The sequence below is a fragment of the Candidatus Avelusimicrobium sp. genome, assembly GCF_056976295.1.
Genome location: NZ_DBMCTG010000015.1, coordinates 13,355 through 37,225 on the forward strand (window position 1 = coordinate 13,355; position 23,871 = coordinate 37,225).

Annotated in this window: 21 protein-coding genes and 1 pseudogene; 13 read left to right on the top strand and 9 right to left on the bottom strand. The window is 48.0% G+C overall.

Annotated features, from left to right (window positions below):
• The first annotated feature begins 69 nt into the window (after positions 1-69).
• Complete coding sequence (locus ACZOTW_RS06435; RefSeq protein ID WP_483997799.1) at positions 70-1,389, top strand: prepilin-type N-terminal cleavage/methylation domain-containing protein; 1,320 nt, start codon at positions 70-72, stop codon at positions 1,387-1,389.
• 225 nt (positions 1,390-1,614) lie between these two features.
• On the opposite strand, the pseudogene ACZOTW_RS06440 reads toward ACZOTW_RS06435, so the two are convergent.
• The 6 genes and pseudogenes from ACZOTW_RS06440 to yajC all read right to left on the bottom strand — a co-directional run.
• Positions 1,615-1,944: pseudogene (locus tag ACZOTW_RS06440) on the bottom strand (serine O-acetyltransferase); the annotation flags it as partial.
• Between the two features lie 67 nt (positions 1,945-2,011).
• Positions 2,012-2,704 carry a lysophospholipid acyltransferase family protein gene (locus ACZOTW_RS06445; RefSeq protein WP_177746292.1) on the bottom strand — a complete coding sequence of 231 codons (693 nt, stop codon included), beginning with the start codon at positions 2,702-2,704 and terminating at the stop codon, positions 2,012-2,014.
• Positions 2,704-3,336, bottom strand: coding sequence for a hypothetical protein (locus tag ACZOTW_RS06450; protein WP_483997800.1), 633 nt, complete (start codon positions 3,334-3,336; stop codon positions 2,704-2,706). Before ACZOTW_RS06450 ends, ACZOTW_RS06445 begins: the two co-directional genes overlap by 1 nt.
• Positions 3,337-3,428: 92 nt before the next feature.
• Complete coding sequence (gene secF, locus ACZOTW_RS06455; protein ID WP_428038076.1) at positions 3,429-4,439, bottom strand: protein translocase subunit SecF; 1,011 nt, start codon at positions 4,437-4,439, stop codon at positions 3,429-3,431.
• The gene (gene secD, locus ACZOTW_RS06460; protein ID WP_177746286.1) at positions 4,436-5,851 is read right to left on the bottom strand and encodes a protein translocase subunit SecD; all 1,416 of its coding nucleotides are present in this window, start codon (positions 5,849-5,851) and stop codon (positions 4,436-4,438) included. The genes secF and secD overlap by 4 nt, the downstream gene beginning before the upstream one ends.
• Positions 5,851-6,162 (bottom strand): preprotein translocase subunit YajC, encoded by a 312-nt coding sequence (yajC, locus tag ACZOTW_RS06465; protein ID WP_177746284.1) that lies wholly within the window; start codon positions 6,160-6,162, stop codon positions 5,851-5,853. Before yajC ends, secD begins: the two co-directional genes overlap by 1 nt.
• Before the next feature lie 147 nt (positions 6,163-6,309).
• On the opposite strand from yajC, the gene ACZOTW_RS06470 reads away from it, so the two are divergent.
• Positions 6,310-6,819 carry a type II secretion system protein gene (locus ACZOTW_RS06470; RefSeq protein ID WP_483997801.1) on the top strand — a complete coding sequence of 170 codons (510 nt, stop codon included), beginning with the start codon at positions 6,310-6,312 and terminating at the stop codon, positions 6,817-6,819.
• A 239-nt stretch (positions 6,820-7,058) separates the two neighbouring features.
• Here the strand turns inward: ACZOTW_RS06470 and ACZOTW_RS06475 are convergent, their stop codons facing one another.
• On the bottom strand, positions 7,059-8,798 hold the full coding sequence (locus ACZOTW_RS06475) for an LTA synthase family protein (RefSeq protein WP_483997802.1): 1,740 nt from the start codon (positions 8,796-8,798) through the stop codon (positions 7,059-7,061).
• A gap of 106 nt (positions 8,799-8,904) precedes the next feature.
• Here ACZOTW_RS06475 and thrS point away from each other — a divergent pair, with 106 nt between their 5' ends.
• From thrS to ACZOTW_RS06505, 6 genes are all read left to right on the top strand, one after another.
• Positions 8,905-10,656: a threonine--tRNA ligase gene (gene thrS, locus ACZOTW_RS06480; RefSeq protein ID WP_177746280.1), complete on the top strand. Its 1,752-nt coding sequence runs from the start codon at positions 8,905-8,907 to the stop codon at positions 10,654-10,656.
• 123 nt (positions 10,657-10,779) lie between these two features.
• Entirely contained in the window at positions 10,780-11,484 is a 705-nt protein-coding gene (locus ACZOTW_RS06485; protein ID WP_483997803.1) for a glycosyltransferase family 2 protein, read from the top strand.
• A complete protein-coding gene (locus ACZOTW_RS06490; RefSeq protein WP_483997804.1) occupies positions 11,474-13,087 on the top strand; it encodes a hypothetical protein in 1,614 nt (537 codons plus the stop codon). Before ACZOTW_RS06485 ends, ACZOTW_RS06490 begins: the two co-directional genes overlap by 11 nt.
• A 20-nt stretch (positions 13,088-13,107) precedes the next feature.
• On the top strand, positions 13,108-14,805 hold the full coding sequence (locus ACZOTW_RS06495) for a glycoside hydrolase family 3 protein (RefSeq protein WP_483997805.1): 1,698 nt from the start codon (positions 13,108-13,110) through the stop codon (positions 14,803-14,805).
• Positions 14,806-14,963: 158 nt separating this feature from the next.
• On the top strand, positions 14,964-15,581 hold the full coding sequence (locus tag ACZOTW_RS06500) for a carbonic anhydrase (RefSeq protein ID WP_177746271.1): 618 nt from the start codon (positions 14,964-14,966) through the stop codon (positions 15,579-15,581).
• Positions 15,582-16,979, top strand: coding sequence for a PTS transporter subunit EIIC (locus tag ACZOTW_RS06505; RefSeq protein ID WP_428043273.1), 1,398 nt, complete (start codon positions 15,582-15,584; stop codon positions 16,977-16,979). It abuts the gene before it with no gap.
• Between the two features lie 44 nt (positions 16,980-17,023).
• Here ACZOTW_RS06505 and ACZOTW_RS06510 read toward each other — a convergent pair whose 3' ends face one another.
• On the bottom strand, positions 17,024-17,845 hold the full coding sequence (locus ACZOTW_RS06510; RefSeq protein WP_428038068.1) for a radical SAM protein: 822 nt from the start codon (positions 17,843-17,845) through the stop codon (positions 17,024-17,026).
• Positions 17,846-17,905: 60 nt separating this feature from the next.
• On the opposite strand from ACZOTW_RS06510, the gene ACZOTW_RS06515 reads away from it, so the two are divergent.
• The 3 genes from ACZOTW_RS06515 to rsmA are packed head-to-tail and all read left to right on the top strand — an operon-like array spanning position 17,906 to position 20,834.
• The gene (locus ACZOTW_RS06515) at positions 17,906-18,322 is read left to right on the top strand and encodes an SEL1-like repeat protein (RefSeq protein WP_483997806.1); all 417 of its coding nucleotides are present in this window, start codon (positions 17,906-17,908) and stop codon (positions 18,320-18,322) included.
• Between the two features lie 39 nt (positions 18,323-18,361).
• Positions 18,362-20,056 carry a tetratricopeptide repeat protein gene (locus ACZOTW_RS06520; protein WP_483997807.1) on the top strand — a complete coding sequence of 565 codons (1,695 nt, stop codon included), beginning with the start codon at positions 18,362-18,364 and terminating at the stop codon, positions 20,054-20,056.
• A gap of 1 nt (position 20,057) precedes the next feature.
• Complete coding sequence (gene rsmA, locus ACZOTW_RS06525) at positions 20,058-20,834, top strand: 16S rRNA (adenine(1518)-N(6)/adenine(1519)-N(6))-dimethyltransferase RsmA (protein WP_483997808.1); 777 nt, start codon at positions 20,058-20,060, stop codon at positions 20,832-20,834.
• A gap of 14 nt (positions 20,835-20,848) precedes the next feature.
• Here rsmA and ftcD read toward each other — a convergent pair whose 3' ends face one another.
• A complete protein-coding gene (ftcD, locus tag ACZOTW_RS06530) occupies positions 20,849-21,820 on the bottom strand; it encodes a glutamate formimidoyltransferase (RefSeq protein WP_483997809.1) in 972 nt (323 codons plus the stop codon).
• A 143-nt stretch (positions 21,821-21,963) separates the two neighbouring features.
• Between ftcD and ACZOTW_RS06535 the strand changes: the two genes are divergently transcribed.
• Both ACZOTW_RS06535 and ACZOTW_RS06540 read left to right on the top strand, forming a co-directional pair.
• Positions 21,964-22,167 carry a cold shock domain-containing protein gene (locus ACZOTW_RS06535; RefSeq protein ID WP_087288232.1) on the top strand — a complete coding sequence of 68 codons (204 nt, stop codon included), beginning with the start codon at positions 21,964-21,966 and terminating at the stop codon, positions 22,165-22,167.
• Positions 22,168-22,254: 87 nt separating this feature from the next.
• On the top strand, positions 22,255-23,619 hold the full coding sequence (locus tag ACZOTW_RS06540) for an MATE family efflux transporter (protein WP_483997810.1): 1,365 nt from the start codon (positions 22,255-22,257) through the stop codon (positions 23,617-23,619).
• Positions 23,620-23,871 lie beyond the last annotated feature (252 nt).

The window sequence follows — 23,871 nt, forward strand, 5'->3', positions numbered from 1 at the left end:
TAACAAGACAGAAAGCCATAGGGCGTACGCAACACTATCCGTACGTCCCCTATTTTAAGAGGAGGGAAAATGAAGAATAACCGAAAGAAGAAAGCGTTTACGCTTACGGAACTTTTGGTAGTGGTCATCGTGATAGGCGTATTGTCCGCGGTGGTCTTACCGAAGTTCAGCAAAGTAATTGAAACTCGCAAAACGACGGAAGCCGAAGAAATGATGGCAGCCGTGAGAACGGAACAGGAAAGACGCTGCTCCCTGGATAAAAACTATACCACAGACGCGGCCGCGGTCAATTTGGCCTCGTTAAACACTAAGAACTTTAATTACACATTAAAGAACACGGGCATAGAAGCGGCCAGCACTGGTAAATACGGCTATACTTTAAAGATGCCGTCTTACCGGGACGGACGCTTGTGCTGTGATAGCGCGGAACAATGCGCCAAGTTAAATAAAAATTATCCGTTGTGCAGTGAACTGACCGCCAAAGCGGACTACACGAGCGGCGCGGAGTGCGCGGCGGATGAAAAACCCGATAATACACCGAAAACTTGTGAAGGTTCTTCTACGCAAGCGTGCGGATGCAAAAACGGCGGCACACAAACGAGAACCTGCGATACGACTACGGGTACTTGGAGCGCGTGGAGTGCGTGTTCCATTTCGGACAGTTGCGCTTGCACGGGTACGCAGCCTGACAGCAGCCAATCTTGCAATACTTGCGGAACGCAAACGCGTACGGTAACGTGCGACAGCACCACAGGCGAGTGGGTTCGCGGCGAATGGGGCGCGTGCAGTAAAACGGTAGCCGAGTGTACAAAAACGGATTGCCCGGATGGAAAAATTGCGGATTCTAGTGGACGTTGCGTTTGTGAGGACCGCTATAATAATACTAAGACCTATACCTCTTGTTCCGGTAAGGCTTATAAAATCTGCTCTAAACAAGTATGGTCTTCTTCATCTGGATCAACGGGTGTTGGGACTATAGCGCCTAGTAAGATACAATTGTATGATGGTGAATATTCCTGGAATGAAGAAACTTGCAAATGCGACATAGACTGCGACCCAAGTTCTGTTAAAACCTATTATTTTAAATGTGTTGAAAGAATAAGTGGCGGTTATCCGAATATGACTAGTGATACATATGAAAATTACGGTGATGCCTATTCCGCTTGCGTGTCCGGTAAAAATACAAATGCGGTTTATTATAAGTATTTGACTGGCGGTACCCTTCCTGAGGATTGTCCCTCTTACAAGGATGATAAAGGACGTTGGGTTACTTGCGATGTAGAAGACGCTTATCATATCAAATATGTTTGTTCAACTGAGCCGGCAAAGCCTTGTAGCGGATATGGCTTTTGTGAGCAGAATTGCTTGACATATATTCCGGGTCATTAAGCAAAAAAATGGAGAACTTCTTTTTGCCCCCGTCTCGGATATAATACCGGGGCGGGGTTTAAAATTTTATTTCCGTGCATAAGAATAATTTTTGCAATCGGCTAAAACGGAAAAGTTCCTTGAAATTGTGAAATTTGTTGAAAAGTTTATAAAAAGGTCTTTTTGAAATATTTTAATATAATGAGGATACTTTTAAAAATAATATCTTTGTGTGTTTTTTCACGTTTATCCTGGGGTATCAACTGTCGGGACATAAAGTGGCGCAGCCCGTAGGGCTATATTTGAGAGTGTGGGGAGAGCGTCGAGGGTAATCCACTTGTTGGCGCCCAAAACGCTGCCCTTGCCAATAGTTACGTTGCCAAGAACGGTGGTTTCCGCATAGATGATGACGTCATCCTCAATATTGGGGTGGCGTTTTATGCCTTTGACGGGGTTGCCGTGTTCGTCCAAGGGGAAACTCTTTGCCCCTAAGGTAATGCCCTGATAGAGTTTTACATTGGCACCAATTACGCACGTCTCTCCAATCACCACACCTGTACCGTGGTCAATAAAAAAAGCCTCGGTTTTCAGGCCGGGGTTTTCATCATAAAAAACCCCCTGAGTTATGAGGGGAAAATAATTTTTACGGTTTTTGCGTGTCAAAGGGCTTTTTATTGATAAAACGCTCCGATTGGTCCGTCGCCCAGTTAAGTTGCTTTTCCAGTTCCGCCGCGGCGGCCTCCATTTCCGCGTCAGAGCGGACATAGACCGCTTTGCCATAGGTGAGTGCGGTTTTGCCAAAAGGCAGCGGTACGCGCATTTTATCCCACGATCCTACTTTTATTTTGTGGCTAAGCGCCGTGCCCACCGGGATAATCGGCAATCCTGTTTTGAGGGCCAAAAATAAAATGCCGTGCTGGACCTTGTAAATCGGCCCGCGCGGACCGTCCGGCGTAAGCATAGGGTGATACCCGGCCTCGGCAATGTTTTTAAGTTTGATAAGCGCTCTGGCCCCGCCGCGTGTGGTGCTGCCGCGTACGGCTTTCATCCCAAAATGCGGCAGACAGCGGGCAATATATTCGCCGTCGTCGCTCAAACTAATCAAGGCGCAAATTTTTTGCCCGCGGTAGGGGTATAACAAAAACAACTGTTGGTTGTGCCAAACACCGAAAATATAGTTTTGGCCTTCGCGGTCAAATTTTAGGGCTTCCTCACTCTTGAACCAATAAATTTTTGTCGTCCAGCCTAAAAACATTGTGTACCAGTACGCCAAGGTGGAACCGATGACGTGCTTCCAAGAGATTTTTTTCTTTTCTAATGACGTGGGTTGAAACATTATTTTTTACCTTTTTTGCGGGATTTTTGCCACGGTACTAAAAATACGGCGGACATAAAGGGGGATAAGCTTCCCTCTTGGGCGGAAAGGTCAATTTTTTCCGAGTTTAGTTTTTCTAAAATAACCGGTAATGCTTTTTGTGCAAGGGGGGCTTCCAATAGGGCGGCTTCACGCAACAATTTGGGCGCAATAGCCAAACCGAAAGGGGGCAAATACACAAACTGAACCTCTTGCGTTTCGCATTCCTCTTTTTCGGCCTGCTCTTTTACCAGGTCCGCTACAAAGGATACCGCACTCTTTAAAAACTCCAACAGAACAATCATTGCCGCCGTTTTGCGGTCCTCGTTGGTAAGGGTGGCTAAAAAGGGTTCGGCCTTGGCCCCCAGTGTTACGGCGCAAGCGCTGAACATTTCTTTATGGATAGCGCTTGCTTCATCTAATTCCCAATGTGCATCTTGGTTAAATTCATACACTACGCCCGGGTCCAACAGTTTAAAAATGGATAAAATAAACGCCGAAACTTCCGCCTCACTCGTAAACCCGGCGCGGCGCAAAAGCGGCAATTCGCGCAGTAAACGGCGCAAGATTTCGCGTTGGCGGGGGGCAATTTTAAAGCGTTTAATTTTTCTCATACTGTTCCTTACCGTTTGGCACCGTAACCCGGATATTCCGGATGACCGTGTAAAACGGGGAGTTCCCCTCTGGGGAAACTCCCTTAAAAGACTTATTTTTTGCTTCTGCGGGTGCGTTTGATTTTGGTAATAGTTTTGGCAGGTTTCTGCTCTTTTACAAACGCTTCCACTTCGGCTTTTGTGGCCGGTTTGGCGGCGGATTTCTTCAAATCGCTGCCGTCGTTATTTTCGCCATTGTTCCAAGCGTACACCAAGGGGGTTGTAAGCGCAATGGTGCTATATACACCGGCAATACAACCTACGAGCATAGCAAACGCAAAGGAGTTAATCACTTCGCCGCCGAAGAAATACAACACCACGAGCGCAAACAGCACCGTTAAAGTGGTGATAATCGTGCGGGAGAGCGTTTCGTTAATGGACAGGTTGATGATTTGACCAAAGTCCATTTTGGGATGCAGACGGAAATTTTCGCGCATACGGTCAAAAATAACAATCGTGTCGTTAATAGAGAACCCGGCCACCGTTAAGAAGGCCGCTACGACCACGAGGTCAATTTCCCGCTGCGTAAGCGAAAACGCCACCGCCATTACAAACAAATCGTGGAACAAGGCTACTACGCCGGATACGCCCCACAAAATGTTGCTGAAACGGAACGCTACATAAATGATGATAAACACCAAGGACAAAAGCACAGACCACAAGGCTCTTTCCGTCATATTTTCGCCCACGGCGGGGCCGACGGAGTTGGTCTGCAAGACGGAGTAGGGCACTTTTAAGGTATCAAGCGCTTTTTCAATGCGGGCCTGAACCACGCCTACTTCGTCGGAGGTGCTTTTTTCGCTGATGGCGAAGGAGTGGTCGCCGAACGATTGTAGTTCGGAGTTTGCACCCGTCTGCGCGAGCGCAGCGCGGATGTCGGCCATTTCCACGGGGGCGTTGAATTTTACCTGCACCATCGTGCCACCGGTAAAATCAATACCCATATTGAATCCTTTGGTGAAGAAGCAAATCACACCGCCCAATAGCAACAGGCCAAAGAGCGTGAAATATACTTTTCTGAATTTAAGGAAATCAATGTTTGTTTTAGGAAGTAAGTGCATCATAAACTGATCTCCTTGGTGTTGGTGGTAAGCACCAGTTCATAGATAGCGCGCGTAACAAACACGGCCGTAAATAAACTGACGACCAAGCCGATAATAAGCGTAACGGCGAAGCCCTTTACCGGGCCGGTGCCAAATTGCAGCAAGCAAGCACCCACGATAATGGTGGTGATGTTGGAGTCAAAAATGGCAGACCAGGCTTTGTCGTAACCCAGGTTGATAATTTCGTACACGGGTTTGCCGAGGGCCTTTTCTTCGCGCATACGTTCAATAATCAGTACGTTTGCGTCAATAGCCATAGCCAAGGACAAAATCATACCTGCAATACCGGGCAGAGTAAGCGTAGCGGAGAAATAACTCATAATCGCCACGGTAAACACGAAGTTGAGCAGAAGGGCAATATCGGAAATGACACCCGCCGCTTTGTAGTACACAGCCATAAACAGCAAGATGACAATGAACGCATAAAGCGAAGCGGACAGACCCGATTTAATGGAGTCTTCACCCAAAGTCGGACCAATCGTCTTCTTTTCTATTACCTTTACCGGGGCCGGGAGCGCGCCTGCCTTTAATACGATAGACAAGGAGCGGGCTTCTTCGGGCGTAAATGTGCCGGAGATGCGGCCGTCTTTGGTAATGCGGGATTGCACCACGGGGGCAGATTGAACGGTGTTATCCAATACAATGGCTAATTGTTTGCCAATGTTGGAGCCGGTCAACTGACCGAACTTTTTGCTGCCTTCCGCATTAAACGTAAAGGAAACTTCGGGGTAGCCGTTTTCGCCCATCATTACTACGCGGGCATTTTCCAGGTCCGCACCGGTAACGGTGGCCGTGGCCGTAACCACGCTGTATCCGCCGTCTTTATTGCGCATAATTTGGTATCCTTCCGGTACCAATTTGGCAATTTCGGGCAGCACAAGGCCGTTATCGTCAAACGGCTTATCGGTGGCTTCCAGTTTTTCAATGGCTTTTTGGGCGGCCGAGGTATCGTTTTTCACAATGCGGAATTCCAACATAGCGGTTTTACCGATAAGTTCTTCCGCGCGTTGCGGGTTAGAAACGCCGGGCAACTGTACCATAATCCACTTATCGCCCTGGCGGGTGATTTGGGTTTCGGCCAAGCCGTACTGGTCAATGCGGTTGCGGATAATTTCCACCGCGCGGGCCATGGCTTCGTTTAAAGGCTCTTTGGCACTCAACTTGGATACATCCAGTTCCAAAAGCAAACTGGAACCGCCTCTTAAATCAAGGCCTAAGTTCAGCATCCGTTTGGGGCGCTCGCCAAGCGTATCTAATGTTTCGCGCTCGGCCAGCGGTTTAGAGTACCACTTATAGTTGGGGTAAATTAAATACAAAGACCCCAGTAAAATGGCGATAATGAGTCCCCATTTTACGGCTAATTTATTAGACATTACTTTGCGCCTCCTTCTTTGGCTGCGGGTTGTACGTCATTTAAAAGTCCGACGACGGCGGTTTTCAGCACGGTGAGTTTTACGTTTTCCGCCACTTTTACTTCAAGCGCGTTGTCTTTAAAACCCGCCACGGTGCCGATAATCCCGCCGGGGATGATAATCTGGTCGCCTTTTTGAAGCGCGTTTACTTTGCTCATTAATTCTTGTTCACGCTTTTTCTGCGAACGGGCCGGCAGAAAAATAACGATAAACGCAAAAGCGAGCAGAATAAACCAGAAGAACATTCCACCACCCTGGGCTGTCGTTTCCATAGGTTAAATCCTCCAATTAAAGATATAAATACACATTTTTATTTTAGCATATTTCCCGTCGTTTAGGACGGCGGTTTAAAAGGTGTTGCCACTTGCGCTAAAATTGCTATACTAGGGGAGTAGAACTTTTAATTTAAAGGAGATCTTATGAAACAGGGCTTTACGTTAATTGAACTGCTGGTAGTGGTGCTCATTATCGGCATTTTGTCGGCGGTGGCGTTGCCGCAATATACTGCCGCAGTAGAAAAAGCGCGCGCTACGGAAGTGGTTACGCTGATGGCTCAGGCGGAAAAAGCAGCAGATATGTATGTGCTTGAAAAAGGGTATCCGACCAGCGGAAATGTGGAACTGGTTGGAAAAGTAAGTGGTTCGGCTAGTGGAAAACTCAATATAGATATTGAAGCCGCTTTGAAATGTGCTCAAGGAAAAGATAGATGTGTATCCAAAGATTTTTCTTATGATGTGTATTGTGATAGTGAATGTTGCTATTGGACTGCCTATCGTTATACGGATACCGCTAATTCTACTGGAAACTTATATGATTTAGACGGCGAGCGGTGTCGGGGTAATAAATGGCAGCATTATTGTTACGAATATGAGAAAGAAGGAAAGCCGGTATGCTCGGGGTTGAAAGGACAAGGTTGGGCGGTTAATTAATTTAAGTTTCTGATGTAAACAGCCCCCGGCGGAAATCTTTGCCGGGGGCTGTTGCTTTTTAAAGGGTGTCCTCCCGTTAGTGTGCTTGCCGTGGCCGTTGTTTGGTGTCGTTGTTACCTTTTGTTTTTTGCCGTCATCCCGTAGTGTTTTTGTACGGGATCTGTTGTTGTCTTCGTTGCTTGCAGCCGTCATCCTGGAAAGTTGTAGTCCAGGATCTGTCGTTGTTGTAAAAAAGGTTTTTACTTCACCCAAAAGGTCGTCATCAGGTTAATTAATTCCTTATCTTTTTTATCCGGCGAGTTCAGCGGAAAAACAAGTTTTTCTTTTTCGGTGGTTACAACCGCATAATCTTCTTTGATATCAAAAATACTGCGTTTGACTTTGGTGTCAAATAAACTGTGCCCGAAAAATCCGCTTGGCGGCTCTACCTGTAATAAGTCCAGCACCGTGGGTGCAATATCCAGTTGGGAAATTAATTTGTTGTTTGCCAAGGGGGCTTTAATCGGCGTTTTGGTGATGATGATAAACGGCAGATTATCAAATTCGGATTGATACGGTTTAAACAGTTTGTTTGTAGGCGTATTAGAGTAGGACGGGTGGTCCGCCGTTACTAAAACAAGTGTGTTTTCGTCAAACAGCCCCCGCTTGTTTAAATCTGCCAAAAAGTGCTCTACGTCCTGCCCGAACCGGGCAAAGGCGCGCGGCAAGGTGGGAATATTGTAAAATTCCGCATCAATTTCCTCATATTCCTGCCCCAAATAATCCAGCCGTCCCAGCGGAACGTGTGAATCTACGGTAAGGAGCGTCATAAAAAGAGGTTCTTTTTGGTGGTTTTGCAAATATTCGCCCGCATACTTAAAAAGTTGGCGGTCCGTTAAGCCCCACCAATCAATATATTCTTTGTATTCGGGGCGCGTTTCAAAATAAGTGGCACCGATTACTTCGTCAAAGCCGGCTTGTTTGAACAAAATGTTTTCGTCCATATATGTTTCGTTGGCGCCGCGCAAAAAGGCCGTATGAAACCCCTGTTTTTTAAGTTCTTTTACAAAGGAAACGGGATAGCCGTTTTCGTATGACAGTTGCGCATACGGATGCGAGGTAAAAATGACCGTAAGGCCATAGAGCGTGGAGAGCGTAACGTGCTGCAACGAGGCCGACGGATAGACGGTCATCAGCCGGTCCAAAGGCGCGCTTGCCTGAGGGGGAATGTTGGCATTGACACGGTGCAAATATTTATTGGAAAGCGACTCTGATGCAATCAAAACAACCCGCGTATATTTTTTCCCTACACGCGTATTTTTAGCCGAAAAAACATTGTATTTTTTTGCAAGTTGCGCTACCGGGGCAGGCAAATCTTTCTCCAAACGTGCGTCCGGGCGGTTGGCAAGTACGGCATTAACCGTATAAACAACCGACGGCGGAACCAGATACGCGGTATAGAAATTATCGGGTTGCGGGAGTAATTTAAGCGGATTTGCGGCATATAACAGCACAAGGCCCGACAGACACACGGTTAAGCGGGTAAAGGCCGTTTTGCGCGTGGCGGGATGAAAATACCTTTTGGCGGCAAAAATACAAAAAGAAGCCAATACGGCAAAGTAGGAGATGACGCGCCAATCTTTTAAAAAATCATAATCGCCGCCCTCCATTGTATTTAGGTATTTGGCTCCAAACCGTTCTTTAAAATACCACAGCAAAATAAGGTCTGCGGTCATTGTTAAATAATATAAGAACGCTACACTCGCCAATACCCACTTGTTTTTTACGCCCAACAGGTGCAAAAGGGACAACAGCGCACCTAAAAATAAAAATTCACACACCAGTTTAATGCTTTCCAATGCCAGCAAATTAGCCGTTGTCAGCCGGCCCAGTTGGTTTAAACCAAACGCACCTAACAGAAGCGCGGGTATTGATAAGCAAAGCAGCAGTTTCCAGTCATTTTTAAAAGGGGAAAAAAGGTATTTTTTTATTACGTCCATATTCGTTCGGGTTCCTCGCAATTTGATATAATTATTATATCTTAATTGAGGACCTTTGGCTTCTGGCCCGGTCGTTGTGGCCGGCAGAACCATAGCGCAAACCAGTATGGAAAATAACGACTTACAAATTAAGCGCCACTCCTGCGCGCACGTAATGGCGCAAGCGGTGCAGCAGTTGTTCCCCGGTACCAAATTAGGTATCGGCCCGGCTATTGAAAACGGCTTTTATTACGATTTTGATTGCCCCCACCAGTTCGTGCCCGAAGATTTAAAGGCTATTGAAACCAAGATGAAGGAAATCATCAAGGCCCGCCAGCCCTTTGAACGCAAGGAAATGAGCAAGGCGGAAGCCAAAGCCTTTTTTGAAAAACGCGGCGAAACATACAAGTTGGAACTTTTGGAAGAACTTCCGGACGGCGAAATTACCGTCTATGTAAACGGCGACTATGCCGACCTGTGCCGCGGCCCGCATGTGGAACACACGGGTAAAATTAACAGTTTTAAACTTACTACTATTGCCGGTGCATATTGGCGCGGAGACGAAAAACGCCCTATGCTCCAACGCATCTACGGCTTGTGCTTTAACACAAAGGACGAACTCAATGCTTATGTAAAGCAACAGGAAGAAGCCGCCAAACGCGACCACCGCAAACTGGGGCCGGAACTGGACTTGTTCAGTATTAACGACCACGTCGGCCCGGGATTGATTTTAATGCACCCCAAGGGCGGTATGTTGCGCAAAATTTTGGAAGACTGGATTAAGGAACAGAACTTGAAACGCGGCTATGACTTGGTGGTCAGCCCGCATATTGCGCGCCTGCATTTGTTTGAAATCAGCGGGCACGCCGGATTCTATTCCGACAGTATGTTCCACCCGATGGAAGTGGACGGCGAAAAATACCAAATTAAACCGATGAACTGCCCGTTCCACGTAGAAATCTATAATACCCATTTAAGAAGTTACCGCGACTTGCCGTTGCGCTTTTCCGAATTGGGAACGGTGTACCGCTACGAACGTTCCGGCGCCTTGCACGGATTGTTGCGCGTGCGCGGATTTACGCAGGACGATGCGCATATCTTCTGCACCCCCGAACAGGTGGAAGACGAAGTAAAACAGTGTTTTGAATTTGCTATGCACATCTTCAAAACATTTGGCTTTGAAAAATACGCTGTGGAACTTTCCACCCGCGACCCCGAACACCCGGAACATTTCACGGGTGATGTGGCCGATTGGGAACGCGCCGAAAATGCTTTGAAGCACGTTTTGGAAACGAATAATATCCCTTATACCACCCACGCGGGTGAAGCCGCCTTCTACGGTCCCAAAATTGATATTAAGGTTATGGACGCCATTGGCCGCTTGTGGCAGTTGTCCACGATTCAGTTTGACTTCAATCTGCCCCAACGCTTTAATTTGGAATATGTGGCCCCGGAAGGCCGCAAACGCCCGATTATGGTTCACCGCGCAATGTTCGGCTCTATTGAACGCTTTACCGGTGTGATTATTGAGCATTATGCCGGGTGGTTCCCGCTCTGGCTGGCCCCGGTGCAGATTAAACTCTTAACGCTGACCGACGACCAAATTCCGTTCGCCAAAGAAGTTGCCGCCAAAATGCGCGAAGCAGGCCTGCGCCCCGAACTGGATATTAGACCCGAAAAACTGGGCCTGAAAATCCGCGAAGCGCATATGCAGCGTATCCCGTACACCGCCATTATCGGTGCGAAGGAAGCGGCGGAGGGTAAGTTGACTGTCCGCTTGAAGGGCGGCGAAAATACGCAGCCCTTGCCGGTGGACGAAGTAATCGCCAAAATGCAAGAGGAAGTAAAATCGTACAGTTTGACGAACTTACTGAAATAACCTTGTATTTGTCAACCAATGCAAAAGCCCCGGGTTTTATTGCCCGGGGTTTTCATTTGAAGGGAGGTTGTCTTTTCGTCGTATTTTTGATACAGTAACATAGATATCAGAGGGGAACTTAAAATGAACGGTGCAATATTTAGTGTGGTAATTCCGTGTTTGAATGAGGCCCCTTCTTTGCAGGTGTGTTTAATTGAAATCCGCCAAGCGGCCGATGTATTAAATCTGCCTTACGAAATTGTAGTGGCAGACAATAATTCCACCGATGACAGTACCCGGATTGCACGCGAATACGGCGCGCGTGTGGTGTCCGTAGCCAAGCGCGGCTATGGTTCTGCGCTTCATGCGGGTATTTTGGCGGCACGCGGGCAGGTTGTTGTATTTGCTGATGCCGACGGTTCTTATCCGTTTTGCGACTTGGCCCGTTTTATTACTCCGGTCCTTAATAACCAGGCTGATATAGTGTTGGGAAACCGTTTAAATAATACTTTGCAAAAAGATGCGATGCCGTGGCTTAACCGTTGGTTTGGTACGCCCTTTTTGTCCTTTGTTCTGCGGACATTATATCCCATTGCCGTGTATGATTGCAACGGCGGTATGCGGGCGGTCAAGCGCAGTTTGTATGAAGACTTACACCTAAAACAGCCGGGGATGGAATTCGCCAGCGAAATGCTTTTGCGTGCGGGGAAAAAGAACTGGCGCTATGTAGAGATTCCTATTTCTCTACGTCCTGCGCATCCTTCGCACAAGCCCCATTTGCGGCCGTTTAGGGACGGTTTCCGTCATTTATTTACTTTGCTTAAATATAGGCTTTTTGATGAAAATTAAATTGTTTGTCTGTGCGTTATTCCTGCCGCTTCTGTTGATGGCGGCAGGTGGCTTGTTTAGTGTGTATGTGGGGCAAGATGTAAATTGGGATTTGCTTAATTATCATTTGTATAATCCCTTTGCCTTTTTACACGGGAAAATCGGCCAGGACTTTATGGGCGCAGGGGTACACTCCTGTTTAAATCCGCTTCCGGATATTTATTTTTATTTCCTTTTTAAATTCTTTTTTAATTATCCGCGCCTGATAGCCTTTTTTATGGGAGTGCCCTACGGCCTTTTGGTGTGGACGGTATATCTTTTAAGCAAGGAAATTTTTGCCAAAACAACCTATCCGCGCGCCTTGTCCGCGGTGGCAGCCGCTATCGGTGTAACGGCGGTGGGTGTAGTATCCCAAATAGGAATAACGACAAACGAAATTCCGCTGGCTATTTTAAATATATGGGCCTTATGGTTAGTGGTACGTTTTATACGAGGCAAATCTTCCGTTCGCGGCATATATGCGGCGGCCTTTCTGTCCGGGTTGGCTGCGGGGTTAAAACTGACAGCCGTTCCATATTGTTTGGCCCTTTTTGCCGCTTTGCTTATGTGCCGCAAACAATTCGTTCGTCCCATTAAAACCATATTTTTATTTGCACTCTTTGGCGCGGCGGCTTTTTTATTGGCGGACGGATATTTTTTGTGGAAATGGTACACCCTGTATGAAAATCCGGTTTTCCCGTATTACAACCAAATTTTTCACTCGCCGTATTTTGACCCCATTTTTGTAACGGAAACGCGCTTTTTTCCTAAGACACTTTTACAATGGATATTTTATCCTTTTTATTGGGCTTTTTCGCCAAACGCGCTGGTAAGCGAAATTCCCCTTCAAGATATGCGTTTCTCTGTGCTTTTTGTGTCCCTGTTTATTGGGGCTATTCTGGCTGTTTTTCGCCGGTTAAAAACGCTTGGAGAGAGGGCCTTTTTGGCTGTTGCGGTTTATTTTGTGGTAGGGTATATTTTATGGCTCATCCAATTTTCCATTTTGCGTTATGCGGCGGTGTTGGAGGTGTTGAGCGGTATTTTGTTGGTCGGTGTGATTTACCGTTTTGTTCAAACCCGTTGGTGTCTGTATGGGTCTTGGCTTCTTTTTTCTTTGTTGGTGTTTTGGTACGAAGCACCCGATTGGCGGCACGAGGATTATTTTGACCAAGCCGTAGTGTTTGACAAAAAACCGCAGGTGGAGGATAATTCCTTGGTGTTTTTTATGCACTTGCCGTCAGCGTATTTGGCCCCGCTGTTAAACCCCAAGGCTACCTATATGGGCGGCTTTTTATACCACCCCGAAGATTACCCGCCCCACGAACAGCAGCGTGCCGAAAAACGCAATAATATACAGCCGCAGTATTTGCGATATCACTTTGAAGAAGCCCAGCGCCAAAAAATTGCCGCGCACGAGGGACCTATTTATTTGATATCTATTGATTGGCCGGAACTTGTTAATGATAATGCCCTCAAACGCTTTGGTTTGCAGGGCAAGTTGGAAAATTGTACGCCTTTTATGACCAACTGGACAATTTACTCTCCCCGGTTGGCTATCTGCCGCGTGGAAAAGCGGGTCGGGTAGTTTTTGTGTATAATACAAGTATGAAAAAATATCTCTTTTTATGCTTGGTGTTTTCCTTTACGGCTACCGCGTGGGGAAACCCGGTACCGACGGTGGACGATTTGTCTTTGCGCGAGCAAGTGGGCCAAACCATTATGCCCCGCGTGCTGATAGGCGAACAAAAGGCCTTTAAACAGGCTGTGCTAAATGGCGAAGTTACAGGCTTTTTTATTAAAGCCAAAGAAGGCGCCGTTACGCAACCAAAAATTACCGCTAAAAATCAGGCGCGTTTTATTGCCCGACAACGGAAACGGTTGGAAAAAACTATCAAGGACCTAAATAAATGGGCGGCTAAAAGCCCGCATAAAATTCCTCTTTTATTAGCCGTAGATTACGAGGGGGGAACGGTTACTTCGCCGATGTTTATGGGACTAAAACAAATGCCGTCCAATATGCTTTTGGCGGCTTCCGGTGATGAAAAAGTAGTGGCGGATATGTACACCGCGCAGGCTAAAGAAATTTTGTTATCCGGGGCCAATACGGCATTAGGCCCGGTTACGGACGTCAATTCAAATCCGCTTAATCCAATTATCCAAACACGCTCGTTTGGGGATAATTCCGCTGATGTCGGGCGTTTTTCCAGGGCGGCTTCTCGCGCACTTGAAAATAACGGCGTGCCGTCTTTTATCAAGCATTTTCCGGGGCACGGGGATACGTCGTCCGATTCCCATTACGAGCAGCCCGTAACGGCTCTGCCCGCGGAAGAACTGTGGCAAACGCATATTTCCGCCTTTCAGCCTGCTATCACGGCAGGCGGTACGGGTGTGTTAAGCGCGCACGTCGTCTATCCGGCCTTGGATGACGAAAACACCGCTTCCTTTTCTTCCAAGATTTTAAAGGGCCTTTTGCGCGAAAAAATGGGCTTTAAAGGCATTATTGCCACGGACGGGCTGGATATGGGCGCGGTAAAGGGCGTAGGCGTGGAGGAAATTGTCCGCCGGGCGTATGGGGCGGGGAATAATTTGCTGTTGTTAAGCGGAGACATCCGCGATGTAAAAACCGCCCGCACTTATCCGGGCCGCGCCGCAGATTATGTGGAATATACGCAACTGGCGGCAGAGCCTGCGGTGTCCGCCGGATTTGTGCGCGAATCGGCGGAGAAAATTTTGAAATTAAAGGAACGCTTGGGGCTGTTTGAAAGCCGTGCTTTTGCAACGGAAACAGGCTTTGACGAGGCCGCCAAACAGGCCGCCGAAGCCGGAGTAACCTTAGTGCGCGATACGCAAAATTTGCTTCCGCTTAAAGACAAAAAAGTTTGCGCGGTGCTGTTTGCAGACGGTATTTTTAGTTTGCAGTTGCGTGCGTTTACGGATACGCTTTCCAATCATTTGCCGCAAGTAAATGCGGTATATTCCCCGCGCACACCGGGAAAGGCTGCCGAACAGGCGGCCCGTGCGTGTATGGCGGGGGCTGATGTTGCGGTGTTGGGTACCAGCCGGACGAGCGTAATGGACCAAAAGCAGTATGCCTTGGTGCAGGACCTCTTGAAGCAGGCTGAACAAAATAATCAGCCGGCGGTGCTTGTTTCTCTCTTAAACCCGTACGAAATTGCACTTTATCCGAAGGCCCAAACTGTGTTAGCCTTGTACGGCCCTACGGCAGACACCGCGAGAATTGCGGCTGAAATTTTGCTTGGGTTGCGCCCGGCAAAAGGCCATTTGCCCATTAAGTTAAAATAACGGAAATCTTTTGATAACCCCGGGGCGTTCCGTTCCGGGGTTTATGTTGTTATAATAATGTGCGGCAAACCGGAACCGCACCGGGGCTTATCCCATACTGGCGGTTCATCCGGGCTTGCATCCCGCAGGACACGAGTTTAAATTGCTACAATATAAGTATGAATTTAATTGCTTATCCTAATGACGGGCTGCGTCAGTTGGTGGAGGGATACCGCCGGTTTTTCAACGGAGACCCGGTCCGCCGCGGATTCTGCGCTATTCACGCCGAGCAAATTGCAAATACGCAGGCGCCGCACTCAATGGTGGTCAGTTGTTTTGACAGCCGGGTCTGCCCCGAAGCCATTTTTAATACAAACGACGGGCATATTTGCGTGCACCGCAATATGCTTAACCAAATAGACCAAGAGGACTTTTCTATGATGGCCTCTTTGCGTTTTGCGGTGGAAAATTTAAAAGTACAAAATATTGTTATTTTGGGGCATAGCGATTGTAATGCGGTTGCTAAACTCCAACATTTGGAGGAGTTGACGCCCGAAATCCGCGCGTGGTTGGACCGTACGCATACCTCTTACCGCGGGGCCACCTTGGAAGAAGCCATTAAAAATAACGTATTGGACCAGTTGGACCATTTAAAACAAATCCCGTGTGTGGCGCAAGCCGTGCAAGCACGGGGACTTAATTTGGAAGGGATGTATTTTCATATTCACACCGGGCGTATGGAACGCTACAATGCGGTAAGTGCCCAATGGGAATTTATTTCTACGGAGGAAAAGTAAATGCCTGCCGATTTAAAAAATATGTATGAGGGAATTTTGGCGGCTACGGGCGGGGCGGATAATATTGCTACGCTGGGCTGCTGTATGACGCGTTTGCGCTTTACGGTAAAGGACGAAGCCCTGGTTCATCCCAACGCTTTGCGCAAGGTGCCGGATGTGGCGGGATATTTTTATTCGGGGGTACAACACCAGTTGATTGTGGGACCTTCTACGGCGGGAAAATTGGCGGCTTATTTTCAGGAACGCCACCACTTTGCGCCGCTTTCCAATACCATTTATCAAGCCCCGGCCCAACAAGAGGCCGCTCCTGCGGTGGGGGAAGTGCGGGAAAATAAAACCGCTGTACGCAAACGCTATTCCAGTTGGTTAAGCAAGGCCTGCTCGGTGGTGGGGAATATTTTTCTGCCGTTGATTCCGGCCTATATCGGCTGCGGTTTGTTATTGGGAATTAGCAATATTTTGGCTAAAACGCTGCTGGCAGACAGCCCCAATGCGGCGGGTTTGCTGGCGGTGTTCGGGCAGGGGATTTTCTTCTATTTAAACGCGGTGGTGGGATATAACGCCAATAAAGAATTTGGCGGGACTCCTGCTTTGGGCGTGGCTTTTGCGGGAATTTTAAATATGCCGGCTCTTGCTAAAATTACGCTTTTTGGCGCGCCGTTAATGCCGGGAAAGGGCGGCGTGATTGCCGTGCTTCTGGTGTGTTTGGCGGGCAGTTGGTTTGAAAAACGCTTGCGTTCTTTTATTACCGGCACTTGGGAAATGTTTATCACGCCGACGCTTACTATTTTGGTGGTGGGCTTTTTCTCCTTGGTGCTGATTCAGCCGGTGGCGGGGGAACTTTCGGACCTGTTGGCTTGGTGTACGCAGAAAGCCTTGTCCCGCGGCGGTTGGCTGACGGGTGCGCTTTTGGGCGGAACCTTTTTGCCGCTTGTCATGATGGGGGTGCACCAAAGTTTGGTGCCGATTCACCAGCAACTGGTGGATATGTTGGGGATGAACCCGCTGTTCCCTATTTTGTGTATGGCCGGAGCCGGACAGGTAGGGGCTGCGGTGGCGGTTTTCTTTAAGACTCAAAATACGCGTTTGAAAACGATTGTAAAAACGGCCTTGCCGGTTGGCTTGCTGGGTATCGGGGAGCCGCTTATTTACGGTGTAACTTTACCACTTTTTAAACCTTTTATCGGCGCGTGTTTAGGTGCGGCCGTGGGCGGTGCGGTGGTGGCGGCCTTCCACGTTACTTCGGCTATTCCGTTTGGGGTGTCCGGGCTGGTTTTGTTTCTTGCTTTATCCAATTTGCATAGTGCCATATTTTACGGATTAGGCTTTTTGACGGCACTGGCGGCCGGGTTTGCCATTACTTGGAAACTGGGCTTTGATGACCCGCCCAACGAGTAAATTTTACGCACAAAGCCCCCACTAGTTGGGGGCTTTTTTGTGGGCTATTCGCCGGAATAAGAGGCAAAAGAGCCAAAGTAAATATCTGCCCGCAGATTTTGCTCGTGGCAATATTGGGTAATTTCTTTGGCGAGTTTCGTCCAATAAGACGTATCTTGCTTTATATAAATATCTCCCATCAGCGGTAAAGCGTCGGGGTAGTGTCCCTCTACGAAATCTAATACCTTGCTCTGAAATGCCGGGCGCATATTTAAACTGTCAAACCCATAACGGTTTGTATAAGGTTTTGTAAAATTTATAATTTGCTTCCAGTCTGTAATGCCGGGAAATAACGGCGCCACCATTACGGCGGTGGAAATGCCGGCCTCGTGCAACATTTTTAAGGCATTTATTTTGTCCTGTACGGACGAGGCTCTTGGTTCGGCGGCTTGCCGGAAGGAGTCGTCTGCCGAAGAAAAGGAAAATGCCACTTCACATTGGTACATTTGCTTAAATAAATCAATGTCCCGCACCGCCAGGGCCGATTTGGTAAGGATATGCACCTTGGCTTGGCAATAGACGAGTTGCTTTAACAATTTGCGCGTTAGTTCATAATCCTTTTCATAGGCATTATACGGGTCCGTTACCGAACTTAACATTACGTTGGTGCGAAAGAGTTTTGCAGGCTTTAAGGGCGTCTCACATTGTTTGACGTCCAGAAATTCACCCCACTCCTCGCTGTGCCCGCTAAATTTGCGCATATATTCCGCATAACAATAAATACATTTGTGCGGGCAGCCGACGTATGGGTTTATGACGTAATCAAAGCCGGCGATTTTAGATTTGGAAAGGAGCGTTTTAACGGGTGTCGTATCAAGGCGTATCATAGCGTGTTCTCCCTAGCGAAATATTTTTATATAGTGTACAATATCTACAAGGAGAACGAAATGCTACCGGCTACTTTGCATACTTGGTGGAATAAGATAAAGCATTTTTTTGACTTTGCCGCGCGCCGACGTGCCTTGTACGAACAATGGGATCGGCTTGCTTCCAACGGCGACGAAGAAGCCCGCTACCGCCTGGTGATGCTCTACCAGGAGGAAGGTCGCGAATATTATCCCTTGGCCTTTAAATGGACGGTGGTAATGGCTAACAAAGGCGAGGACTGCGGGGTAATGTTACAAGCGGCAGAAATGTACCAGGCCGGCGATGGTGTGCCCAAGGACGATTCTAAGGCGCTTTTGTGGTTTGAGCGCGCACTCTCTATGCATATTGTGCAGGGCAAAAATTCTCCGCTGTCTGTGGATGCGTCCAACTATATCCAAGAACGTATCCAAACGCTGCGCCGCAATCTGGAACACTAAGGTTTGCCCAACTCCCTGTTTTTTATTTATGATATACATATGCAGTACAAAAGGCTTTTGATACCCTTTTTAATGACGGCGGGGCTTTTGATTGTGCCTGCCGGGCCGCTGTGTGCCTTTTTTCCGTTTTCGTTTGGCAAAGAGGAAATCAAAACCGATTATTCCCAAACGGTGTGGGACCGTATGATGTTGGAACAATCGGCGGCGGATATGCGGCGCGGTATGGACGAAATGAGCCGGACGCGGTATAAGGAAGCCACAGACAGTTTTGCGCGCGCCGTTATCAAAAATGCCAAATCGCCTTTGCCGTATTTATTATTGGGAGCCTCTCTTTATTGGAGCGGAAAGGTGGAGGAAGCCGTCAGCGAATATAAGGAAGCACAGCGGTTAGACCCTAAAAATCCCCTGTCTTACCAGTTGCTTGGCATTGCCGCCGGGTGGAAAGGGGATGTAAAACAAGCGCAGGAATATTTTTTGCAGGCCAATTCATTGGATGAGAAAAAAGCCGATACGCATATGAATTTAGGCTCCACCTATGCGGTGGAGCGGAACTGGGAAAAAGCCTTGGAACATTTCCGCCGGGCGGTGGAACTGGCCCCGCAAGAACCGCTGTACCATTACCAGTTGGGTACGCTTTACGAAAGTATGGGCCGGGACGAACAGGCCGAAGAATCTTTTAAAAAAGCCTTGCGCTTATTTCCATCATATGAGGACGCACAGTTAAGTTTAGGGGCCTTGGAAGAAAAATTAAACCGTCCGCAAGAGGCCTTAAAATATTACAAAAAGGCCGTGCATACAAAACCCGGTGATTATGTGGCGCGGTTGCGCTATGCGTTTTTATTGGCTAAGCAAGGGAATAAAAAAAAGGCGCGCGAGGTGCTGGCAGAGGCTTTTTCCATTACCCGTTTTAAGCCGGAGGGCCTTGCGCTAAATGCAGTGTATCGCGCGAGTGGCCGCTCGGCAGAGGACTTTAAAGAGCGGATTGAAGATTTTAAAAAGGGACTTGAAAAGGTTTCTGCTTCCAAGGCGGTAAACATAGAGGTTTCTTTGGAGTATAACCCTGTTTCTTCCGCCCCCAAAAATACAACCCGCCGCGGGCAAACCTTTGAACAGGCTTATCAAACTCTGCGCCCGGAAAATGCCGCGCAGGACGGCCTTGCGCCCCGCGCTTTTAAGCGTATGTTTACACTGCCGGAAACTACCGCGGAGGAACGCCAACAGCAAATAGATAATTTAATTTCCGGGTTGGAACAGGCTGTTTTAGCGGGGAGTGGAAAGTATAATGTGAATTTGTCTATGCAAGGAAGGACGGTGGATTTTGCTTCGCCCTCGGCATTGACGCAAAATAATTTAACCGCCCCCAAGGCTGTGTATGACCCGCGCATTGTGGGCAACGATATGGGCTTGTGGGTGATGGGGCGGACTTGGATTTTTTTTGTAGAGGACGCGGCGGCGGAATTGCAGGACTCCTTGTCCGTGTGTGCGCCGGATAACCTATGCGAACTGCTAATGGGTGTGGCCGCCTTGGCGCGCGGAAACAGCGGCGAGGCCGCGCAAGCCTTTTTGGCGGCGCAAAACAAAAACCCGCAAGATGTGCTTTCGTGGTTGGGGTTAGGTACGGCTGCCGTGGTGGCTGGGCAGGATGATGAAGCCCGCACCCATTACGAACGTGCCTTGCGTTTGGAGCCTAAGAATAAAATTGCCGTACGGAATTTAAAGGTATTGGCGGAGTGATATGCAAAAATACGGACAACATTTTTTAATTAACGAGAACGTAATCAACCAAATTATAGATGCGGCCCTCCTGTTAAAAAGCGAAAACCTGGTGGAAATCGGCCCGGGCAAAGGGGCGCTTACCGCACGCTTAATTGACCGGGGATGCAGAAATTTTACCGTAGTGGAAATTGACCCGGAAATGGAAAAGTATTTGCGGAAAAATTTACCAGAATCTGCGGGCGTAAAAATTTTGAGACAGGATTTTTTACAGGCAGATTTAGAAAAACTGGCTCCGCGCCCCACGCTGTTTGTTAGCAATTTGCCCTATATTGATGCGGCAGATATTTTGGATAAAGTGCTGTCCTGTCCGCATTTTCAATCGGCGGTATTTATGTTCCAAAAAGAACAAGCCCAGCGTATCCGTGCCCGCGCGGGCGAGACGGGATACGGCCCCTTGTCTGTTTTCAGCCAGTTGCGTGCGCAGATTAGTCCTATTTGCAAGGCGGGCCGTGGCTGCTTTAATCCGCCGCCGAAGGTGGAAAGTATGGTGCTCGCGTTTATGCGCTTGAACAATAGCCCGGTGCCAAGTGAAAAATGGACGTCTTTTAACAAATTAGTTACCGCCGCTTTTTTGCACAAGCGCAAAACCTTGTTTAATTCCTGGTCGTTGGCGGGGTATGATAAACAAAAGATAACAATGGTGTTAGCCGATTGCAAGGTAAAACCCACGGCACGGCCCGAGGAAATTTCGCCCGGTAAATATGTGGAGTTGTGGCAAAAACTTTGCTGCTTGTAAAAAATATCCCGCCGTCAGCGGGATATTTTTTCGTCTGCCAATCGGTATTCTAAAATTTTTTCGCGGGGGGAAAACGGGCGGATATTATTTAAGCCTAGTCGGGTAATGGCTGTTTGAACGAGCGTATATTCTTCTGTTTGTATGGGTGCGTAAAAGCGGCCCGCACGCAAGAGGGCTTCTAACGGTGTAAGCCCAATGAGTTCGCTCCCGGTTACGGAGAATCCCAGTTTTCCGGCTTCTTGTCTGCACGCTTCAAAGACCTCAGCCATACCTGTTTTGTAAAAGTCGGTTAAGTTAAAGGATACCTGTGCCGCTTGGTAACCGGGCATCAGCCAGCCGATGGCTTTTACGGCTTTCAGCCCGCCGTTTTTCTCGCGCAGAAGCGAGGCGATTTGTTTGGCGGGGGCTATATCGGAAGTATTTAAAGAAATATTGTACGCAAGCAAAAAATTGCGCGCGCCAATGACACTTGCTCCTGTTTTAGCGACACTTTCCGTGTAAGTTTGCGGACCTAAATCGGGGGGAAGTTCTTGCAGTTTTTTAGGCAGACTTTCATATTCTCCCCGGCGTAAAAAAGCCAGATTTTGGCGTTCGGGCGTGGGAGCGTTTTTCTCATAAAAGTAAACGGGAATATTTAATTTTGCCACCTGCTGCCCAAGTTGGCGGGCTTCGGCGGCGGCTTCGGCCAGGGTCATATCGGCAATCGGCACAAACGGGCATACGTCCACCGCCCCCAAGCGCGGGTGCGCGCCGTGGTGGGTGCGCATATCCAACAGTTCGCGAGTGGCTTTAAAAAGTTCCAGCGCACTTTTTCGCACCTCTTGCGCTTCGCCCGCTAACGTCAGTACGGTGCGGTTTGCGTCCGCGTTGGAATCTACGTTTAGCACCTTGGCTCGCGAAACATTAGCCACCCTCCGGACGATAGTGTTTATCACGTCCGGCCGGTGACCTTCGGAAAAATTTGGAACGGCCTCCATTAATTTCATAAAATAAATTATACCCTTTTGAAAAGAGTGTACCAAAAAAATTTAATAATATTTGCACCATTTTTCCTAATTTATAGTATAATAATTGTAGGTACTTATTAAGTTTAAGTACCCGTAAATTATAAAAGGAAGTAACAAGTAAAATGCCTAAAGGAAAAGTTAAATGGTTTAACGACCAGAAAGGTTACGGCTTCGTAACCCCCGAAGATGGTTCTAAAGATCTCTTTGTACACTATCAGGAAATTCAGGGCGACGGTTTCAAAACCTTGGCCGAAGGTCAAGAAGTTGAATTCGAAGTCGTGGAATCCGAAAAAGGCCCGAAAGCCGTTAAAGTCGTCAAACTGTAATTTTTTGAAAGACTTTATAAACCCCGTGGCCGTAAGGTTGCGGGGTTTTTTATGTCCTTACGGCAGTATTTTGGAGTGTGTTGTAAAATGAAAAAGATGTATAAACAAGCCTCGCTGGGCGAGTTGTGGCATTTGTCCTACCCTCTTATCGTAACGATGGCCGCGCAGGTAATTATGCAGTTTGCGGACAGGATGTTTTTATCTTGGCACTCGCATGAGGCTTTGGCGGCCTGTGTGCCCGCAGGCGTGTTGGCGATGACGTTTGCCTCTATGTTTATGGGGCTAGCCAGTTATACGAGCGTTTTTATTTCGCAATATTATGCCAAAAAGAAATATGCTTCTGTTACGATATCCTTGTGGCAGGGCATTTTGCTGGCGGTGCTGTCCTCTGTGTTGCTGGCGGCTCTTACCCCGCTGGGTATAGGCCTGATTAATTCCTTCGGGCACGATATGTCCGTGCGCGGGTTGGAAATAAAATATTTTAGTTTATTAAACTTGTTTAGCGGCCTGACGGTGATTAACAGCGCGCTGGCCAGTTTTTTTAGCGGGCGCGGGCAAACCAAAGTGCCGATGTGGGCCTCTCTGGCCGGTAACGTCGTAAATATTGTGCTGGATTATATTATGATTTTCGGCAAGTTGGGGTTCCCCGAAATGGGCATTGTCGGTGCGGCGTGGGCGACGATTATCGGCTGCGGTGCTATGATGATTATTTATGCCACGCTTATTTGTGCGGGGCGCGTGCGGCGCGAGTTTAAAATCCGCCGTTTGGCTGGGTTTTATAAGCCTGTTTTTGCGCGGTTGGTACGCTTTGGCCTGCCCAACGGCTTTGGCTTTTTAATGGATATTTTGTCCTTTACGCTTTTTACGTTTATGGTGGGCAGTATTGACGTCTTGTCGCTAGAAGCGAGCAATATTGTAATGTCTATGCAGCCGGTGGTATTTATGGTAATTTTGGGGCTTGGGATGGGTATCCAAATTTTGGCGAGCAAATACCAGGGATTAAAACGCCCGGATTTGACGTTGAAAGTGCTTAAAAACGCGTGCAAATTAGGCTACCTGTATGCAGGCACGGTGGGAATTGTTTTCTTCTTTTTTGCACCTGTTTTTATCGGGTTATTTGTGCCGGCGGGTTCACCCAATGCGGCGGAGATTACCGCCAAAACTTATCCGCTGATGAAACTGATGAGTTGCTTTGTGCTGTTTGATGCCACTTATCTTATTTTCGGAGAAACCTTGCGCGGGGCGGGGGATACCAAGTTTTATATGTTGGTAATGCTCTTTTGCGCGTGGGGGCTGCTTATCCCCGGGACGTGGCTGATTGTGTATAAGTGGCAGTTGTCTGTCTTCTGGGTATGGAGTTGGCTGACATTTTATGCCGCGCTGACGGCTGTGCTGATGGTGTGGCGCGTGTGGCAAGGCAAATGGAAAACCATTAGCGTAACCGAAAATTAGGTTTGCTTTGTGTTGGAAAAACGTAAACGCCCCGGGTTTTTGCCCGGGGCGTTTTTGCGCTATATGGGCTAGTTGCTTGTTGCGGGTATTTTAGCCGGGAAACTGTTGTTAGTTGTTGTTGAACCTTAACTGCAACTACCCAAGATGTAGATTCTGAAAACCCTGCGGGCCGCCGATTCCCCGGGGCTGACGGATAAACAATGTGATTTTTGTTGTTGCTTTTCCGTTGTTTATTTTACAGGGGTTGTTTCG

What these genes read in the sequence shown, in the direction of transcription:
- ACZOTW_RS06435 (WP_483997799.1), top strand. Translation starts at nt 70, where the DNA reads ATGAAGAATAACCGAAAGAAGAAAGCGTTTACGCTTACGGAACTTTTG.
- ACZOTW_RS06445 (WP_177746292.1), bottom strand. Translation starts at nt 2,704, where the DNA reads ATGTTTCAACCCACGTCATTAGAAAAGAAAAAAATCTCTTGGAAGCAC.
- ACZOTW_RS06450 (WP_483997800.1), bottom strand. Translation starts at nt 3,336, where the DNA reads ATGAGAAAAATTAAACGCTTTAAAATTGCCCCCCGCCAACGCGAAATC.
- secF (WP_428038076.1), bottom strand. Translation starts at nt 4,439, where the DNA reads ATGATGCACTTACTTCCTAAAACAAACATTGATTTCCTTAAATTCAGA.
- secD (WP_177746286.1), bottom strand. Translation starts at nt 5,851, where the DNA reads ATGTCTAATAAATTAGCCGTAAAATGGGGACTCATTATCGCCATTTTA.
- yajC (WP_177746284.1), bottom strand. Translation starts at nt 6,162, where the DNA reads ATGGAAACGACAGCCCAGGGTGGTGGAATGTTCTTCTGGTTTATTCTG.
- ACZOTW_RS06470 (WP_483997801.1), top strand. Translation starts at nt 6,310, where the DNA reads ATGAAACAGGGCTTTACGTTAATTGAACTGCTGGTAGTGGTGCTCATT.
- ACZOTW_RS06475 (WP_483997802.1), bottom strand. Translation starts at nt 8,798, where the DNA reads ATGGACGTAATAAAAAAATACCTTTTTTCCCCTTTTAAAAATGACTGG.
- thrS (WP_177746280.1), top strand. Translation starts at nt 8,905, where the DNA reads ATGGAAAATAACGACTTACAAATTAAGCGCCACTCCTGCGCGCACGTA.
- ACZOTW_RS06485 (WP_483997803.1), top strand. Translation starts at nt 10,780, where the DNA reads ATGAACGGTGCAATATTTAGTGTGGTAATTCCGTGTTTGAATGAGGCC.
- ACZOTW_RS06490 (WP_483997804.1), top strand. Translation starts at nt 11,474, where the DNA reads ATGAAAATTAAATTGTTTGTCTGTGCGTTATTCCTGCCGCTTCTGTTG.
- ACZOTW_RS06495 (WP_483997805.1), top strand. Translation starts at nt 13,108, where the DNA reads ATGAAAAAATATCTCTTTTTATGCTTGGTGTTTTCCTTTACGGCTACC.
- ACZOTW_RS06500 (WP_177746271.1), top strand. Translation starts at nt 14,964, where the DNA reads ATGAATTTAATTGCTTATCCTAATGACGGGCTGCGTCAGTTGGTGGAG.
- ACZOTW_RS06505 (WP_428043273.1), top strand. Translation starts at nt 15,582, where the DNA reads ATGCCTGCCGATTTAAAAAATATGTATGAGGGAATTTTGGCGGCTACG.
- ACZOTW_RS06510 (WP_428038068.1), bottom strand. Translation starts at nt 17,845, where the DNA reads ATGATACGCCTTGATACGACACCCGTTAAAACGCTCCTTTCCAAATCT.
- ACZOTW_RS06515 (WP_483997806.1), top strand. Translation starts at nt 17,906, where the DNA reads ATGCTACCGGCTACTTTGCATACTTGGTGGAATAAGATAAAGCATTTT.
- ACZOTW_RS06520 (WP_483997807.1), top strand. Translation starts at nt 18,362, where the DNA reads ATGCAGTACAAAAGGCTTTTGATACCCTTTTTAATGACGGCGGGGCTT.
- rsmA (WP_483997808.1), top strand. Translation starts at nt 20,058, where the DNA reads ATGCAAAAATACGGACAACATTTTTTAATTAACGAGAACGTAATCAAC.
- ftcD (WP_483997809.1), bottom strand. Translation starts at nt 21,820, where the DNA reads ATGAAATTAATGGAGGCCGTTCCAAATTTTTCCGAAGGTCACCGGCCG.
- ACZOTW_RS06535 (WP_087288232.1), top strand. Translation starts at nt 21,964, where the DNA reads ATGCCTAAAGGAAAAGTTAAATGGTTTAACGACCAGAAAGGTTACGGC.
- ACZOTW_RS06540 (WP_483997810.1), top strand. Translation starts at nt 22,255, where the DNA reads ATGAAAAAGATGTATAAACAAGCCTCGCTGGGCGAGTTGTGGCATTTG.